Below are 15,354 nucleotides of genomic sequence, written 5' to 3'. Positions count from 1 at the left end.
CCGGCTATCCCTCCGACGCCGAGAACTCCCGGGCGGTGGACGACCACGCCAATAGCGAGCCGAGATACTCATCCGACGCTCGTGTTGGAATCGCCTCGATGATCTTGCCGAGCTCGTGGGCGCGCTGCCAGACAGATCGGATCGGCCGATCGCTGGACACCTCGAGTGCTTCCACGCCGAGTCGCGCCGCATGCTCGACCTCGCGGTGACGTCCGGCGCCGAGCATCGCCGCGGCCATGTCGAGTCGCACGAGAGACCGGCTCCACACCGAGTCCGATTCGGCGACGCGGTCCTCGACCTGCTGGCCGTAGTCGAGGCAGCGATCATGCTCACCGGCCGAAAGGAATGCGGTGGCCGCGTTCGCCATCAGCCGGGCCTCGCCGTATGGCGCGAAGGTCAGCGCGGGGGTTAGTCCTGGGCCTGTGTCGAGCGCACTTGCGGTTGCGGTCGCGGCGTCGATCGCCGCAGCGACACCGGCGGAGTCTCCAACTTTTCCGAGGGCGCGTGCCAGTCCGTTCGAGTACAGGCGGATGGATTGCGGACCGCCGTTCGCCAAGTCCAATCCTTCGTAGGCGGCTCGCACAGCCGCAGCGCAGTCGCCTTGGTAGTAGGCACAGAAACTTTCGGTGCCCTTCACCCAGGCCTGCAGATCCGTGTCGCCAAGCAGCTCGCCGATGGAGAAGGCTTCACGGCAGTACATCCGCGCGTGCCCGAATCGTCCGCGGTTCACCGCCATGTATCCGAGGACACCCGACAGACGGCCCGCGATCGAGTAGAGCGCATGGAGCTGCGCCGGGTGGCGCCGCTGCCGCAGCATCGCCTCGACCTGGCGCCGTGCGGTGATGACGTCCGGGGCGAGTCGGCGCGGACCCTCCAATTCGTACCGCTCGACGACGTCGTCGATGGCCAGGGCCAGGATGTCCAGCACGCTGCCATCCGCGTCGAGTTCGTTCAGGCTCTGTACGCGCTGCGCGATTTCGGTCGAGCTCTCGAAGGAGTCGGGCGCGGATGGCGTTTTGACCACGCTTCCCCGTCCCGCCAGTGCAGCCTCGAACCGCGCTTCGGCAGCATGGTCCAAGCGCTGTAGCAACGTGTCCATGCCTGCGGCGAATCTGCCTGCTAGTTCAATCGTTTCGCGTCGGCCTTCCCATTTGCGCACCGCTGCAACGGTGAAACCGAGGATCTCGGCGAACTCCGGCTGCGTGACGCGCAATGCGGCGGTGCGCAGTGCACGAACCTCTACCCCGGTCCATCTGGTCACGATCATCTGATCTGCCCATCTGTGCGTTCGTCCGTGAAATGCAGCGTAGATGTTTCGTAGTAGTCGCGTGGGTTCAATCGCCCAAAAAACAGCGCGAAAGTGCAGGTAGACACCCGGTGCCGGGTGATGCCGGTCCATCAGCGGTACTGAGCCGCACACCGATGGCGAGAGACCCGGCGCCGGGTGCCCCAACCAACAGAACCCAACGCGCACAGGGGGTACGCAGATGCCCGCGGAATCCGTCAGCATCGCCGTAGTCGGCGGATCGGTCCTCGTCGTCTTGTGGCTGATCTTCGGCGTCCTGCCCGCCATTCTCGAACGTCCATTCAAGACAGCCAGCCCAGCCGATGAAACCCTGGAACACCTAAACCATCCTTGCCACCACGCACCCACGGTCTCCTACACGGCTGCGCAAGCGCAGCGGATCATGCAGCGGCTCATCGAATGTGACGCCACTGCATGCCACGCCAAGGCCGCCGCATTCCGGGTGCTCGCCGAGGCTGGAATGGTCAAGCCTGCGAAGGACCTCCGGTGATCGCCGTCGCTCGTGCCGACGTCCTCGACCGATGGCGCGCACAACCCTGCGCCAGCCAGATGATCGAAAGCATCGAGCACGCCCGGTTCGCGCTCACCAACCACGCCGCCCACAGTTGCGACCAGTTCCTCGCAGCACTCGGCCATGGATCGGTGGTGTGCGGATGAGGGGGCGACTTGTCGGCGAGGGCTGCGAGGACGCTGCGGCACCGGGCATAGACATGCCCCAGGCTCGCGGCATTGTCGCGATCCACGAGCACTGCACGCCACCGTGCCCAAGGAAGCGCACCGCGACCGAATACCTTCGGCAGCACGGCGTTCCCACGGACGCCGATACCGATGGCGCTTACTGAGCCGCAGGCGAAGGTGCTGGGCGCGCTGTCCGCACAGGCGTTGACGTTCGACGAGATCCGCACCCGTACCGGCCTTTCAACGCACACGACACGGGTCATTGTGCACGCCCTCGCGTATCTCGGGTGGGCGCGCCGGTCCGCTACGTGCTGGCGGATCACTGATGACGGCCGGAGGGGTCATCGCCGAGCCACGTTACCGAGACTTCCGTCCGGACAACACGCGAGAGGAGGTGTGACGATCGTGGATGCGCAGGAACCGGGGCCGGTTGGGCAACAGCGAGTATCGGCGAAACTGTCGAATCGAGCCGAAACACAATGCGGCGCATTGCAATCCGTAGGTCAAGACTTCGCCAAATACTCCAGGCGCTCGGAATCCACGGCGGCATGCATCATGCTCGCCAAACCGGGGTGCCGGGTCAGGCCGGGATCGGATTCGACAACCGTACGGGCGAACTCCTGGGCGGCCGTGATGACCTCGAGATCGTCCAGCAGCGACAGCAGGCGCAGGGAGCGGGCCGTGCCGGACTGGGCGGCGCCGAGTACGTCGCCCTCGCGGCGGGTGCGCAGGTCGAGTACCGCGAGTTCGAAGCCGTCGGTGGTGGTGGCGACGGCGTCCAGCCGGGCCATCGCCGATCCGCCGGGGGCGGCGTCGGTGATCAGCAGGCACAGCCCCGGGTGCGTGCCGCGCCCGATCCGGCCGCGCAGCTGGTGCAGTTGGCTGACGCCGAACCGGTCCGCGTCAACGATCACCATCACCGTGGCGTTCGGCACGTCGACACCCACCTCGACCACGGTGGTGCACACCAGCACGTCCACCGATCCGTCGTTGAACGCCCGCATCACCTGGTCTTTTTCGTCGGCGGGCAGCCTGCCGTGCAGCAAGCCGACCCGAACGCCCGACAGCGGCCCACCGCGCAGCGTCTCGAACACGTCCAGTACCGCCTGCGTGGTGGGGCCGTCCTTCTCGCCGTCGCGGGATTTCGAGCGCCCGTTGCGGGACTTGCCCGTCCCCTCCTCGTCGTCGCCGATGCGCGAGCACACCACGTAGGCCTGACGCCCGGCGGTCACCTCCTCCACGATCCGCTCCCAGGCGCGATCCACCCAGTTCGGATGCTGCCTGCGCGGCACCACCTTGGAGACGATCGGCGAGCGCCCTTTCGGCAGTTCGGTGAGCGTGGAGGTCTCCAGGTCGCCGAGGGTGGTCATCGCGATGGTGCGCGGGATCGGCGTCGCGGTCATCACCAGCAGATGCGGGCTCGCGCCCGCTTTCGCCTTGGCGCGCAAGGCGTCGCGCTGCTCGACGCCGAAGCGGTGCTGCTCGTCGACCACCACCATGCCGAGATCGAAGAACTCGACGTTGTCCTGGATCAGCGCGTGGGTGCCGATCACGATGCCCGCCTCGCCGGTGACCGCCTCGAGCAGCGCGGCCTTCTTCGCGGAGGCCGACATCGACCCGGTCACCAGCACCACGCGGGTCGCGTGCTCGGCAGCGCCCAGCTCGCCCGCGGCGCCCAGCTCGCCGAGCATGCCGCGCAACGACCGGTAGTGTTGCGCGGCAAGCACTTCCGTCGGCGCGAGCAGCGCGCACTGCAGTCCGGCGTCGACCACCTGCAGCATGGCGTGCAAGGCGACGATCGTCTTGCCGGAACCGACCTCGCCCTGCAACAGCCGGTGCATCGGCTGCTCGCCGGACAGATCGGCGGAGATCTCGCCGACCACCTGCTTCTGCCCCGCGGTGAGTTCGAACGGCAGCCTGCGGTCGAACGCCGCGGCGATGCCGTCGGTACGTGGCGGGCAGGCCCGCGCGCTACGGCCGGACACCTCGTGCCGCCGCTCGGCCAGCACCAGTTGCAGGGCCAGCGCCTCGTCGAAACGCAGCCGATCCTCGGCCCGATCGATGTCGGACTTGTGGTCGGGCAGATGGATCAGGCGCAGCGCGTCGGACAGGTTCAGCAGTGCGCGTTCCGCGCGCATCGCCTCCGGTAGTGGGTCCTCGATGGGATCGAGCTGGTCGAGCACTTGGCGCACGCACGCGAGCACGTCCCAGCTCTGCACCTTCGCGGTCGCCGGATAGACCGGGATGAACTCCCGCTCCATGAACGAGGTGTCCACTCCCCCAGCGCCTTTCGCGCTCTCGGCGAGGCCGCGTAGATCCCCGCCACCACGCACCTTGGTCAGCGACCCGACGGAATCGTCGCCGTCGGCCTCCGGCAGGATCAGATAGCCAGGGTGGCTGAGATTCCATTGGCCGGGGCGCCAGTAGTTCACGGTGCCCGACATCATGGCCCGCAGACCCTCGCGCACAACGTATTTCACTTTGTCGCCGTGGAAGAAGGTGACGTCGACACCGCGCCCGGCCCCGGTGTCGAGGACCACCTTGAGCAGCGAACCGCGGCGGTTGCGCATCGGCCGCAGCTCGGCCTTGGTGATCCGCCCGATGACCGTGATGTGCGAACCGTCCTCGGGCGCCTCCTCGGTGAGCGGCTGGCCCTGGGTCGCATAGCGCAGCGGATAGTGCCGCAACAGGTCTTCGACGGTGTGCATGTCGAACGCGTCCGCCAGCGAGGCGGCCGCCTTCGCACCCAGGATGTGGTCCAGCCGATCGCTCAGTGTCGCCATGCCCTACTCCACTCCGATCTGCACCAAATCGCCGTGCTGCCCACCGGAATACACGATCACCTCGACACCGGGAAAGCCGCGCGCGATATGTGCGGCGAGTTCGGCGCCGAGCTCGTCCGGTGCCTGCGCGCCCAGCAGCAACGTGACCAGCTCGCCGCCGAAGGCGAGCAACCGATCGAGCAGCGTCCGTCCGGCGGTGCGCACGTCGCGGTCGATCACCACGACCTCGTGGCCGGCCAGCCCGAGCCCATCGCCCGATTCGCAGGTGCCGACCAGGGTGAGCGCGCGCTCGGTGGCGGCGCGCAGCGATCCCCACCGCGTCGTGGCGGCGGCCTCCGACATGGCGAAGGCGTCGTCAACGGCGATCCGTCCGCGGTCGTGCACGGCCAGCGCGGCAAGACCCTGCACCATGGACGCGCTCGGCAGCAGCAGCACGTCACGATGCGCGTCGCGGGCCGCGACACCGACCGCGACCAGCTCGTGCGCGGGGAGCGCGCCGTTGGGCAGCACCAGCACTTCGCGGTTGGGCATCCGCCGGATCGCGGCCAGCAGCGTCGTCGCGGTCACCGCCGGAGCACCTGCCAGCACCACCGCACCCGCGCGCTCGAACAGGTTCGCGGCGCCGTCCCCGGTGACCACGGCCAGAATCCCGCGGTCGGCCGGAGCTTGCGGTATCCGGGCGGCGCCGAGCGCGCCCGGCGCGGTTTCGCCGTGCCCCTCCCACTGATCGTGGTGCGACGCGAACGCGACGTTCTCGATGCGGATGCGGCTGAGCGCGCCCGCCGCGATCCCCGCCTCCACCGCCGCGCCCGCGTCGGCACAGTGCACATGGGCCGACCAGGAACGGTCGCCGTCGCCCACGACCACGACCGAGTCGCCGAGCTCGGCGAGCCGGGCCCGCAGCGTCGCGACTTTCGGCTCGTCGGCGTCGGTCAGGAGATACATCACCTCGTACCGGGGTTCGGCGTCGCCGACGGAGGCGAACGCCGGCAGCCGGGGGTATTCCGGCCGCGTGGGCGCCTCGCCGCGTGTCACCGCGACCAGGCTGTCCAACAGCACGACCAGCCCGCGAGCGCCCGCGTCGACGACACCGGCCTCGCGCAGCACGCCGAGCTGAAAGGGCGTGTCGCCGAGCGCTTTGGCGGCGCCGTCGGCCGCCGCGAGCGCCACGTCGACGAGCGTGCGGTCCGGGCATGCCGCGGCCGCCGCGGACGCGCAATCCAGGACGGTCAGGATGGTTCCCTCGATGGGCACGCTGAGCCCCTCGCGCACCAGCTCCGAGGCCCTGGCGAGCGCGTCACGCAGGGTGTCCGCCGTCAGCGGACCGCGGCGCACCGCCTCGGCGACGCCGCGCAGCACCTGGGACAGGATGATCCCGGAATTGCCGCGGGCGCCGACCGTCGCGCCGTGCGCCATCGCGGCGGCGACGATATGGGCTGCGTCGTCGGGGTCCGCCGACGGGTTCAAGGCAGCCGCTTCCGCCGTCTCGACCGCGGCGCGCATGGTGGCCAGCAGATTGGTTCCGGTGTCGGCGTCGGGGACGGGAAAGACATTGAGCGCGTTGATCTCCTCGCGCCGGAGTTCCAGATCCGCGAGACAGGTGCGGCCCCAGCACAGCAGTGCCGTGCCGTCCATCACATCCCGCCATCCCGGCACGCCACCTCTCCCTTCCGCCACCGGCGCATCACCACCGCACGTCAGGTTAGCGGGCGGTGGTGACACGGAACCGCTGACACCGCGCCACTACACTCCGGGGTGCCCAGCGACTGTTCCGGCACTCGTTGCCAGGGGGACCGGTTTGGTGGATCGGTGCCCGCACAGCTACCCTTGCAGGGTTGCCTCGCGCGGCCGTCGCCGGTCCGCGCTGGTCGGCTTCCGCCGACAGGGCATACTTGACATTGATCGGACAGGCCGCCTCGCGAAAGCGGCGGTCCCCACCATGACATGAAGGAGTTCGCGACTATGGCTGCCGTCTGCGACGTCTGCGCCAAGGGCCCCGGCTTCGGGAAGTCGGTCTCGCACTCGCACCGGCGCACCAACCGTCGCTGGAACCCGAACATCCAGACCGTTCGCGCACAGGTCGCGCCGGGCAACACCCGCCGCATGAACGTGTGCACCTCCTGCCTGAAGGCGGGCAAGGTCGTCCGCGGCTGATCCGGCCTCCGGCCGACCAGCACACGCCCCGGCACCCTTATCGGGTGGTCCGGGGCGTCGTCATGATTGCGATGATTCGGCGAGCATGGCCGATATGACCGAGCATCCGTGGCGCATCCTGCCGCTGGCCGCCGAGCACACGCGCAGCCTCGCCGAATGCCACATCGCCTGCTGGCGCGAGGCCTACCGAGACCTGGTACCCGCGCACGTCCTCGACGCGTTCGACACCGAGCGCCGCGCCCAGCAGTGGGAGCGCGATCGGGTGCGGCATCCCGGCCGTACACAAGTCGCGATGGTCGACGACGTGGTGATCGGATTCGCCAGCGCGGGCCGGTCTCGCGACCCGCAGCCGGTGACCCCGTTCGAGCTGCACGCCCTCTATGTCCGCATGCCCTGGCATGGGAGTGGTGTCGCCGACGACTTGATCCGCGCCGCGCTCGATCCGGCGGCCGCGTGCTCGCTGTGGGTGTTCGAGCGCAACCCGCGCGCGCAGGCGTTCTACCGCAGGCACGGATTCGTGCTCGACGGAGCCCGCAAGGTCGAGGCGTTCACTTCCGCGATCGAGGTGCGCATGGTACGACGCGCACCGATGACGAGTGGCGAATCCGCACCGACCGGAGCTCCGGGCGGCAGCCGCTGGACGTAGCTCCGCCTTCGTTAAGGTGCAGACCATGACCTCCACCGAGCAAACCGAGTACGTGACGACCGTCGACGGCGTTCTCCAGATCACCATCGCCACCGGGGCGAACGGCACGTCGATGGACTTCGCCGGCATCACCGCGGGCACCGCCGCACTGGGCTCGCTCGGGTCCGACGTGGGCGCGGTGCTGCTGCGAGGCACCGGCGCGAACTTCTGCGCGGGCGGCAACGTGCGCGGCTTCGCCGCAGCGCAGGACCGCTCCGCGCACATCCGCGGTCTCGCCACCGACCTGCACGAATTCGTCCGCGCACTGGATGCCACCGCGGTCCCGGTGGTGGCCGCGGTGCAGGGGTGGGCCACGGGCGCGGGAATGAGCCTGGTCTGCCTGGCCGATATCGCGCTCGGCGGGCCGGGCACCAAGCTGCGCCCGGCCTATCCCGGCATCGGGCTGAGTCCCGACGGCGGCATGTCCTGGACGCTGCCGCGCCTGGTCGGGGCCGGGCGGGCCGCGGAAATCCTGCTCACCGACGCCGTGCTGGACGCCGACGAGGCGGTGCGCTTGGGCATCGTGAGCAGGCTGGTCCCCGATGCGGAGATCGCCGACGAGGCGCAGCGCCTCGCGCGCACCATCGCCACCGGACCTCGTTCCACCTACGCGAACATCAAATCGCTACTGCGGCAATCGAATTCGGCGACGCTGAGCGATCAGCTGGACAGCGAACGCGACGCGATCGCCGCGGCAGCGAACACTCCCGCCGGTCGCGAAGGCGTCGACGCGTTCGTCGCCAAGCGCCAGCCCGACTACACCGGGTTCGCCTGAGCCGCGTCATTCCCGGGTCGACAGCACGAATTTCGACACCGCGTCGGTGAACGAGTCGTTGTCGTCACCGGCCGCGGTGTGCGCGGCGCCGCCGATCTCCACGAGCTGGGCGTGCGGCACCAGCCGCTGGAACGCCTCGGCTCCCTCGGGACTCACCACGTCCGAACGCATACCGCGCACCAGCAGCACCGGAATGCTCAGTGCGCGGGCCGCGTCCTCCGTCTGCTCGATCATCGCGGAGGGGTTCTCGAGCCGGCCGCCGAGCATGTCCGGGTCCCAATGCCAGTACCAGCGACCGTCGCGCTCGCGCAGACTGCGCAGCAGACCGTTGGTGTTCTCGGGCCGTGGGCGGTGCGGTAGGTACGCGGCGACCGCGTCCGCCGCCTGCTCGATGCTGTCGAAGCCGTGGCGATGCTTGCCCATGAAGTCGATCACCCGGGCAACGCCTTCCGGCTCGGGCCGGGTCACGATGTCGACGAGCACCAGGGCGGTGATCGCCTCCCCGCCGGGCGCCGCAGTGGCGAGCAGTCCGGTGATGCCGCCCATGCTGGCGCCCACCACTACCGCGGGTGCGCCGAGTTGTTCCAGCACGAGCAGTAGGTCCCGGACCATGGTGTGGCGCCGGTAGTCGCGGTCGGGCGCCCACTGACTGTCCCCGTGGCCGCGCGCGTCCAGCGTGACCACCCGCATCCCCGACGCGCCCAGCCGCGCGCCGGTCTGTTTCCACGAGTGACGGTTCTGTCCACCACCATGCAGGAAGACCACGAGCGGGCCGTCGACCGGGCCGAACTGATCGGCGGCCAGCTCGATTCCACCCGAACCGCGCAGCCGGAGCCGGGACGGTTCGAGAAGATCGTTCGCATTACTCACGATCTGTAGGATCGCACAACCCGGTCTGCGCCGGGGCGAACCCGGCGAATCAGTCGCTCAGCAGCCGAGATTGCCCGCGAAGAACAGGCACGCGATCTTGGCGTGCACCGAGGACGAGATTGTGGAGGAGCCGCTGGAGGTGTACTCCTCGGCGACCGGAGCCGTAGTGGTTTCCGTGGCGGGCTCGAGCCGCAGCGGGGCCGCGCCGGCGACGGCCGCGCCGCTGGTCAGCGCGGCGCATAGGGCCAGGGTCGCGGTGGTGCCGCGCAGCGCGCCGCGGACGGTGGTGTTGTGCATGGTAGAGCTCCTCACTCGTTTTCTCTCGGTCGATCACACACTGACGCCCATTCAGGGCAGGCGCCAGTCAACCGGTTCGGCCCCCAGTTCGTCGAGTAGCTCGTTCACTCGCGAGAAGGGGCGGGAACCGAAGAACCCGCGCGACGCGGACAACGGCGACGGATGCGCGGACTCGATATAGGGGATCTCGGACTCGATCAGCTGCGGCTTCAACGTCGCCGCGTCCTTACCCCACAGGATCGCCACCAATGGCTCGTCCCTGCCGACCAAGGCGCGAATGGCCTGGTCGGTGACCGCCTCCCAGCCCTTGCCCCGATGCGAGGCCGGCTTGCCTGGCGACACGGTGAGCACTCGGTTCAGCATCAGCACCCCCTGGTCCGACCACGGGCTCAGGTCGCCGCACGACGGCGTGGGGTGGCCGAGGTCCTTGCTGTACTCGGCGAAGATATTGGCCAGGCTGCGCGGAATCGGCGAAACATCGGGCGCCACCGAGAAACTCAGACCCATCGGGTGGCCGGGTGTCGGATACGGATCTTGGCCGACCACCAGCACGCGCACCTCGTCGAACGGACGCTGGAAGGCGCGCAGGACGTTCTCACCGGACGGTAGGTAGCCACGGCCCGCCGCGTTCTCGGCACGGAGGAATTCGCCCATGGCGGCAATCCGATCCGCCACCGGCTCGAGTGCCTTCGCCCATCCCGGATCCATGATTTCCGACAGTGGTTTCGTGCCCATGACCGCACAACTTAGCGTGGTCGGTCGCCAATTGCCGAGTCCGCCCCATGGAACGATTCCCACCCGCCGTCGCCCACCTGCGCCACCCCATCGACGGAGAGCCCGTGACCGGCCACAACGCGCCCGATCGCGACCCAGCCCGCAGGCAGCGGACGGTCCGGCGCCCACGTGCCCGCGAAGGCATGGTCCTCGCCTCCGGTCAGGATCCATTGCGCCGCATCGGCGTCCAGCACGGCGGCGACGCGTTCCAGCGCCGGATCACGCAGCGCCGCCGAATCCAGATCGATCGCGACGCCGGAGGCGGCGGCGATGTGTCCCAGATCCGCGAGCAACCCGTCGGATACGTCGGTCAGGGCGTGCAGCCCGATGTCCCGCGAACCTGTCATAGTCGGCTCGCCCGTCACGGAGGGCGACGAACGGTCCACCAGGTTCCCGTCCGGTATCGCGTGTGCCCGCGTCTCACCGGTCGCCGCCTGATCCAGCTCGCCGATTGCCGCCGCACTGGGCATCTCGCGCGGCGGACCGTCTGATCCAGAATCGACGCACGCGCCCGATCGCACCGAAACATGCTGGGGTGTAGGTGAATCCGGCCCCCAGATCGGCCCGCGCTCCAACGCGTCCAGCACGGCCGCATACTGCGGCTGCGGAACACGATGTGCGGCAAGTGCTTCCGCGACCTCGGCACCGGTCACACCGGCGGTGAAGGCGTCGAGCCCCGCGGCCGACCAGCCGAGGCGGCCCGCGATCGCGACGATATCGCCCACGCATGCACCGGATCTCGTGATCGGCGCACCGCCACGCAGGTCGCCGAAGGCGGTGATCGAGATGACCAGGTCGCGGCTGCGGACCAGATCGCCACCGGCAATGGACGCGCCGGCCCTGGCGGCCTCGGCCCACATGCCGTCCGCGAGTCCGTCCACCAGCGCCAGCGGGGTGTCGGCGGGGCAGCCGAGCGCGACGACGAACGCGGTCGGCGCCGCACCCATGGCGACCACGTCGGCGGCGTTCTGCGCGATCGCTTTACGGCCGATGTCCTCCGGACCGGACCAGTCCAGCCGGAAATGCCGATCCTGTACGAGCATGTCGGTGGTGACCACGAATCGACCGTCCGCGGCCGCGACCAGCGCCGCGTCGTCACCGGGGCCGAGCAGCACGCCCGGCGCCTGCACCCGGCCCGCGTTGATGCGGTCGATCAGCGCGAACTCCCCCAGTTCACGCACTGTCCTCGGGCCCGTGCTCGCGCTGATGACCGATCCTTTCCGGCGCACTGCTTGCTGGAATGAGCCCGACGGTACCCTTTCGCCAGGTACTCGAGTACCACCGGGCCGGTCCACCTGGCCGCCGCGCTTCCGCGGTCGCCGACCGGCGCCGATGCGCGCGAACAGGAAGGATCGGTGAGCATGGCGGCGGATTCGTCGAACCGCGATTCGACGGAGCATGACAACGAACACGCGGACGCCACGAAATCCGCGTCCGACGCCGGTGCGGACGGTCCGGCGGCAGACGCCACCGAGCCGGAGGCGCCAACCGATTCCACCGACACCTCCGGGGCAGCGGAATCGGACGCCGGCGATGCGAAGTCGACCGACGAAGCCACCGAGCCGGACCGCGCGGCCGCCACATCAGCTCAGTACTCCCCTGCCCTCATCGCCACCGCGGTGGCGCTGCCCGTCGTCTTGGTAGTCGCGGTGCTGGTGGCCGCGGTACTGGCGCGCCGCGCGCCCGTCGAGCGGGAACCGCTGGTCCTCGGCCCCGTTCCCGCCCCGGCGGCGGAAGGTCCCGCCTGCGCCGCCCTGCTGCCCGCCCTGCCCGCGGACCTCGGCGAGTACAGCAAATCGACCCTGGTGGAGCCCGCTCCCCCCGCTACCCGCGCGTGGCAGCGCACGGATGGCGGCGACCCCATCGTGCTGCGCTGCGGTTTGGATCGCCCGCTGGAATTCCACCGCGCCTCGCCTTTGCAGATGGTGAACGGCGTGCAGTGGTTCGAGGTCAAGGACCAGGCGGCGAAGGCGAGCACCTGGTTCGCCGTCGACCGGGGGACCTACATCGCCCTGACCGTCCCCGACGGCTCCGGTCCGACCCCGCTGCAAGAGGTTTCCGACACCATCACCGCCACCCTCCCCGGCCAGCCGCTCGACCCGGGGCCGCTGCCCAACTAGCGCAGGCCGGTGCCGCGGGCGAGCGCGGTTTCGATGAGCGTGGAGATCAACGTGGCGAAGTCGACGCCGGTGGCCTCCCACATGCGCGGGTACATGGAGATCGCGGTGAAGCCCGGCATGGTGTTGATCTCGTTGATGACCGGTCCCTGCTCGGTGACGAAGAAATCGACGCGCGCCAGGCCCTGGCAGTCGAGGGCCTGGAAGGCGCGCACCGCCAGTTCCCTGATCCGGTCGGCGACCTCGTCGTCCAGCTTGGCCGGGACGTCGAATTCACAGACGTCGTCGAGGTACTTGGTGTCGAAGTCGTAGAACTCGGGTCCCGCGGCGGTCACGTCGTCCTCCGGCATCCGGATCTCCGCGACCACACTCGCCGAGACCCGCCCGTCCGGGTATTCCAGGACACCGCACTCCACTTCGCGTCCGACGATGCCCGCTTCCACGATCACCTTCGGATCGTGTGCGCGCGCCGCGGCGATAGCCGCTTCCAGCTCGCTCCAGTCGGTCACTTTGGTGATGCCGATCGATGATCCGCCGCGCGCGGGCTTCACGAACACCGGCAGTCCCAAGCGCCGCCGATCCTCCTCGGCGACCGTCGCGGTGCCGGGCCGCAGTACCACCTGGGTGCCGATCGGCAGTCCCTCGGCCGCGAGCAGCTTCTTGGTGAACTCCTTGTCCATGCCCGCCGCGCTGGCCAGCACCCCTGGCCCCACATACGGGATTCCGGCGAGCTCCAGCATCCCCTGCAGGGTGCCGTCCTCGCCGAACGGTCCGTGCAGGATCGGGAACACCACATCGACCGAGCCGAGGGCGGCGCCCGGATCGTCCAGCGCGATGAGCGCCCCCGAACGGCTGGGGTCCGCGGCCAGCGTCAGCGCCGTGCCGGTGGCGTCCACCGAGGGCAGGGCGCGGTCGTGAATGCCGAGCGCGGCCACGTCCGAACCGCCGAGCACCCAGCGGCCCGCCGCGGTGATGCCGATCGGCACGACCTCGTACTTCTCCGGATCCAGGTTGCGCAGCACGCTGCCCGCCGATACGCAGGACACGGCGTGCTCGTTGCTGCGTCCGCCGAACACCACCGCAACCCTGATCCGGTTCGTCATGCCCCGAACCGTACCCGTTTCGGCAGGCGTCTCCACGGTTGACCGTACGGCCGGGCGGAGCCCGCCCGAGCCGGGCGGAGCCGGATCACTCCGGCTTGATCCGCCGCCCGAGCAGGTTGTCTACGGCTTCGCGGACCGACAGCCCCTCATGACAGACCCGGTGCACCGAGGTGGTCAGCGGCATCTCCACCCCGTGCCGCTCGGCCAGCGCGCGAACCGATGTGCAGGATTTCACGCCCTCGGCGACCTGGCCATGGGTGGCCGACTGGGCGGCATCCATGGACCCGCCCGCGCCGAGCACGTGACCGAAAGAGCGGTTGCGCGACAGCGGCGACGTGCAGGTGGCGACCAGATCGCCGACGCCGGCCAGACCGGCCAGCGTGGCGGGTTCCGCGCCGACGGCCACCCCGAGCCGGATGATCTCGGCCAGACCGCGGGTGATCAGGCCGGCGATCGAGTTGTCGCCCAAACCCATGCCCGAGGCGATGCCACAGGCGAGCGCGATGACGTTCTTGCAGGCGCCGCCGATCTCACAGCCGATCACGTCGGTATTGGTGTACGGCCGGAAATATCCGGTCGCGCTGGCGTGCTGCACCGCGACCGCGCGGTCGGTGTCCGAGCAGGCGATGACAGTCGCGGCGGGCTGCTCCACCGCGATCTCACGGGCCAAGTTCGGCCCGGACAGCACCGCGATCCGGCCCTGGTCCGCGCCGGTGACCTCCCCGATCACCTGGCTCATCCGCAGCAGCGTGCCGGTCTCGATGCCCTTGGCCAGGCTCAGCAGCGTGGCATCCGGCTCGAGCAAGCCCTTCCACTCGGCGAGGTTCACCCGGAGGGACTGCGATGGCACCGCCAGCACCACGATGTCCGCGCCGTTCAGCGCCACCGCGGGGTCATGGGTTGCTGCGATCGGGGGCAGCGGAATATCGGACAGGTAATCGGGATTGCGATGTTCAGAGGCCAGCGTCGCGGCCACCTCGGGCCTCCGGGCCCAGATCGTGACATCGGTTCCCGCGTCCGCCAACACCTTCGCGAACGCGGTGCCCCACGATCCCGCGCCCAGTACCGCCGCCCTCGTCATCAGCTCAATATGCCATGGAAGGATTGCCCGCATGCGCCCGCACGCCGTGCACGCCGTGATCGCGGTCAAGAGTCTCGATCGGGCCAAGAGCCGATTGGCCGACCGGCTGCGCCCGGAGCACCGGGCGCGGCTGGTGCTGGCCATGCTCGCCGACACCGTGACCGCAACCGAAGCGGTCGCCGATGTGGTATCTGTCACCGTGGTCACGCCGGACCCCGCGGTCGCCGATCTGGCTCGCACGCTGGGCGCCGACGTGCATCCGGAGCCGCACGAGCGGAACTCCGACGGGCTCAACACCGCCTTGGCCGCCACCGCCGCAGCATTGCGCGCCGCGCACGGCCCGGTCGACCTGCTCGCCTTGCAGGCCGATCTGCCCGCGCTGCGTCCGGACGAGTTGTCGGATATGCTCGCCGCCGCCCCGCCCGGCCTGCGGTCGATCGTGGTCGACCACGCGGGCAGCGGAACCGCCGCGCTGGTGGTCCGCGACCCGGTCGCCCCGCTCGACCCACGCTTCGGCCCGGGGTCGGCGCGCAGTCATATCGCCGCGGGCGCGGTCGATCTGGCCGGGGACTGGCCGGGGCTGCGCCTGGACGTGGACACCGCCGACGATCTGGACCGCGCCGTCGCGCTCGGGGCGGGCGCGGCGACCCGCGCTGTCCTGCATGACATCGGTTGGCCGGGAGGTGTTCACGAGCACGTTCCGCACGTGTGCTAGATGGTCGCCGCAATGT

General features: G+C 69.7%; 16 protein-coding genes. 7 read left to right on the top strand and 9 right to left on the bottom strand.

All coding sequences use genetic code 11. The features are described 5' to 3' along the window. Positions 1-4: 4 nt before the first annotated feature. Complete coding sequence (locus OHA40_RS25015; RefSeq protein ID WP_330229321.1) at positions 5-1,267, bottom strand: helix-turn-helix domain-containing protein; 1,263 nt, start codon at positions 1,265-1,267, stop codon at positions 5-7. A 220-nt stretch (positions 1,268-1,487) separates the two neighbouring features. On the opposite strand from OHA40_RS25015, the gene OHA40_RS25010 reads away from it, so the two are divergent. Continuing rightward, positions 1,488-1,796, top strand: a complete 309-nt coding sequence (locus OHA40_RS25010; protein WP_330229320.1) for a hypothetical protein — start codon at positions 1,488-1,490, stop codon at positions 1,794-1,796. Next, positions 1,793-1,963, top strand: coding sequence for a hypothetical protein (locus OHA40_RS25005; protein ID WP_330229319.1), 171 nt, complete (start codon positions 1,793-1,795; stop codon positions 1,961-1,963). The genes OHA40_RS25010 and OHA40_RS25005 overlap by 4 nt, the downstream gene beginning before the upstream one ends. A 524-nt stretch (positions 1,964-2,487) precedes the next feature. Here OHA40_RS25005 and recG read toward each other — a convergent pair. Next, positions 2,488-4,767: an ATP-dependent DNA helicase RecG gene (recG, locus tag OHA40_RS25000; RefSeq protein ID WP_330229318.1), complete on the bottom strand. Its 2,280-nt coding sequence runs from the start codon at positions 4,765-4,767 to the stop codon at positions 2,488-2,490. A gap of 3 nt (positions 4,768-4,770) precedes the next feature. Continuing rightward, positions 4,771-6,402, bottom strand: coding sequence for a DAK2 domain-containing protein (locus tag OHA40_RS24995; RefSeq protein ID WP_330234355.1), 1,632 nt, complete (start codon positions 6,400-6,402; stop codon positions 4,771-4,773). Positions 6,403-6,729: 327 nt separating this feature from the next. On the opposite strand from OHA40_RS24995, the gene rpmB reads away from it, so the two are divergent. From rpmB to OHA40_RS24980, 3 genes are all read left to right on the top strand, one after another. Further along, complete coding sequence (gene rpmB / locus OHA40_RS24990) at positions 6,730-6,921, top strand: 50S ribosomal protein L28 (protein WP_011210730.1); 192 nt, start codon at positions 6,730-6,732, stop codon at positions 6,919-6,921. Positions 6,922-7,015: 94 nt separating this feature from the next. Next, positions 7,016-7,567, top strand: coding sequence for a GNAT family N-acetyltransferase (locus OHA40_RS24985; protein ID WP_330229317.1), 552 nt, complete (start codon positions 7,016-7,018; stop codon positions 7,565-7,567). A gap of 25 nt (positions 7,568-7,592) precedes the next feature. Beyond that, on the top strand, positions 7,593-8,381 hold the full coding sequence (locus tag OHA40_RS24980; RefSeq protein WP_330229316.1) for an enoyl-CoA hydratase/isomerase family protein: 789 nt from the start codon (positions 7,593-7,595) through the stop codon (positions 8,379-8,381). A 6-nt stretch (positions 8,382-8,387) separates the two neighbouring features. On the opposite strand, the gene OHA40_RS24975 is transcribed toward OHA40_RS24980, so the two are convergent. Genes OHA40_RS24975 through OHA40_RS24960 form a run of 4 tightly spaced genes read right to left on the bottom strand, consistent with a single transcriptional unit; the run spans position 8,388 to position 11,503 of the window. After that, on the bottom strand, positions 8,388-9,251 hold the full coding sequence (locus tag OHA40_RS24975; RefSeq protein WP_330229315.1) for an alpha/beta fold hydrolase: 864 nt from the start codon (positions 9,249-9,251) through the stop codon (positions 8,388-8,390). 57 nt (positions 9,252-9,308) lie between these two features. Further along, positions 9,309-9,548 (bottom strand): hypothetical protein, encoded by a 240-nt coding sequence (locus tag OHA40_RS24970; RefSeq protein ID WP_330229314.1) that lies wholly within the window; start codon positions 9,546-9,548, stop codon positions 9,309-9,311. Positions 9,549-9,599: 51 nt separating this feature from the next. Continuing rightward, positions 9,600-10,283, bottom strand: a complete 684-nt coding sequence (locus OHA40_RS24965) for a uracil-DNA glycosylase (protein ID WP_330229313.1) — start codon at positions 10,281-10,283, stop codon at positions 9,600-9,602. Between the two features lie 11 nt (positions 10,284-10,294). Further along, the gene (locus tag OHA40_RS24960; protein WP_330229312.1) at positions 10,295-11,503 is read right to left on the bottom strand and encodes a thiamine-monophosphate kinase; all 1,209 of its coding nucleotides are present in this window, start codon (positions 11,501-11,503) and stop codon (positions 10,295-10,297) included. Between the two features lie 180 nt (positions 11,504-11,683). Between OHA40_RS24960 and OHA40_RS24955 the strand changes: the two genes are divergently transcribed. Continuing rightward, the gene (locus OHA40_RS24955; protein ID WP_330229311.1) at positions 11,684-12,442 is read left to right on the top strand and encodes a DUF3515 domain-containing protein; all 759 of its coding nucleotides are present in this window, start codon (positions 11,684-11,686) and stop codon (positions 12,440-12,442) included. Here OHA40_RS24955 and OHA40_RS24950 read toward each other — a convergent pair. Beyond that, complete coding sequence (locus OHA40_RS24950) at positions 12,439-13,542, bottom strand: D-alanine--D-alanine ligase family protein (RefSeq protein WP_330229310.1); 1,104 nt, start codon at positions 13,540-13,542, stop codon at positions 12,439-12,441. The two genes, OHA40_RS24955 and OHA40_RS24950, sit on opposite strands and share 4 nt — an antisense overlap. An 85-nt stretch (positions 13,543-13,627) precedes the next feature. Beyond that, a complete protein-coding gene (locus OHA40_RS24945; protein ID WP_330229309.1) occupies positions 13,628-14,623 on the bottom strand; it encodes an NAD(P)H-dependent glycerol-3-phosphate dehydrogenase in 996 nt (331 codons plus the stop codon). A gap of 31 nt (positions 14,624-14,654) precedes the next feature. Between OHA40_RS24945 and cofC the strand changes: the two genes are divergently transcribed. Continuing rightward, a complete protein-coding gene (gene cofC, locus OHA40_RS24940; RefSeq protein ID WP_330229308.1) occupies positions 14,655-15,338 on the top strand; it encodes a 2-phospho-L-lactate guanylyltransferase in 684 nt (227 codons plus the stop codon). The last annotated feature ends 16 nt before the right edge of the window (positions 15,339-15,354 follow it).

It is taken from the genome of Nocardia sp. NBC_00508 (genome assembly GCF_036346875.1).
Classification (GTDB): domain Bacteria; phylum Actinomycetota; class Actinomycetes; order Mycobacteriales; family Mycobacteriaceae; genus Nocardia.
The sequence above is the reverse complement of the archived record's forward strand: the minus strand, read 5'-3'. Positions and strand labels throughout refer to the sequence as shown.

What these genes read in the sequence shown, in the direction of transcription:
- OHA40_RS25015 (WP_330229321.1), bottom strand. Translation starts at nt 1,267, where the DNA reads ATGATCGTGACCAGATGGACCGGGGTAGAGGTTCGTGCACTGCGCACC.
- OHA40_RS25010 (WP_330229320.1), top strand. Translation starts at nt 1,488, where the DNA reads ATGCCCGCGGAATCCGTCAGCATCGCCGTAGTCGGCGGATCGGTCCTC.
- recG (WP_330229318.1), bottom strand. Translation starts at nt 4,767, where the DNA reads ATGGCGACACTGAGCGATCGGCTGGACCACATCCTGGGTGCGAAGGCG.
- OHA40_RS24995 (WP_330234355.1), bottom strand. Translation starts at nt 6,402, where the DNA reads ATGGACGGCACGGCACTGCTGTGCTGGGGCCGCACCTGTCTCGCGGAT.
- rpmB (WP_011210730.1), top strand. Translation starts at nt 6,730, where the DNA reads ATGGCTGCCGTCTGCGACGTCTGCGCCAAGGGCCCCGGCTTCGGGAAG.
- OHA40_RS24985 (WP_330229317.1), top strand. Translation starts at nt 7,016, where the DNA reads ATGACCGAGCATCCGTGGCGCATCCTGCCGCTGGCCGCCGAGCACACG.
- OHA40_RS24980 (WP_330229316.1), top strand. Translation starts at nt 7,593, where the DNA reads ATGACCTCCACCGAGCAAACCGAGTACGTGACGACCGTCGACGGCGTT.
- OHA40_RS24970 (WP_330229314.1), bottom strand. Translation starts at nt 9,548, where the DNA reads ATGCACAACACCACCGTCCGCGGCGCGCTGCGCGGCACCACCGCGACC.
- OHA40_RS24965 (WP_330229313.1), bottom strand. Translation starts at nt 10,283, where the DNA reads ATGGGCACGAAACCACTGTCGGAAATCATGGATCCGGGATGGGCGAAG.
- OHA40_RS24955 (WP_330229311.1), top strand. Translation starts at nt 11,684, where the DNA reads ATGGCGGCGGATTCGTCGAACCGCGATTCGACGGAGCATGACAACGAA.
- OHA40_RS24950 (WP_330229310.1), bottom strand. Translation starts at nt 13,542, where the DNA reads ATGACGAACCGGATCAGGGTTGCGGTGGTGTTCGGCGGACGCAGCAAC.
- OHA40_RS24945 (WP_330229309.1), bottom strand. Translation starts at nt 14,623, where the DNA reads ATGACGAGGGCGGCGGTACTGGGCGCGGGATCGTGGGGCACCGCGTTC.
- cofC (WP_330229308.1), top strand. Translation starts at nt 14,655, where the DNA reads ATGCGCCCGCACGCCGTGCACGCCGTGATCGCGGTCAAGAGTCTCGAT.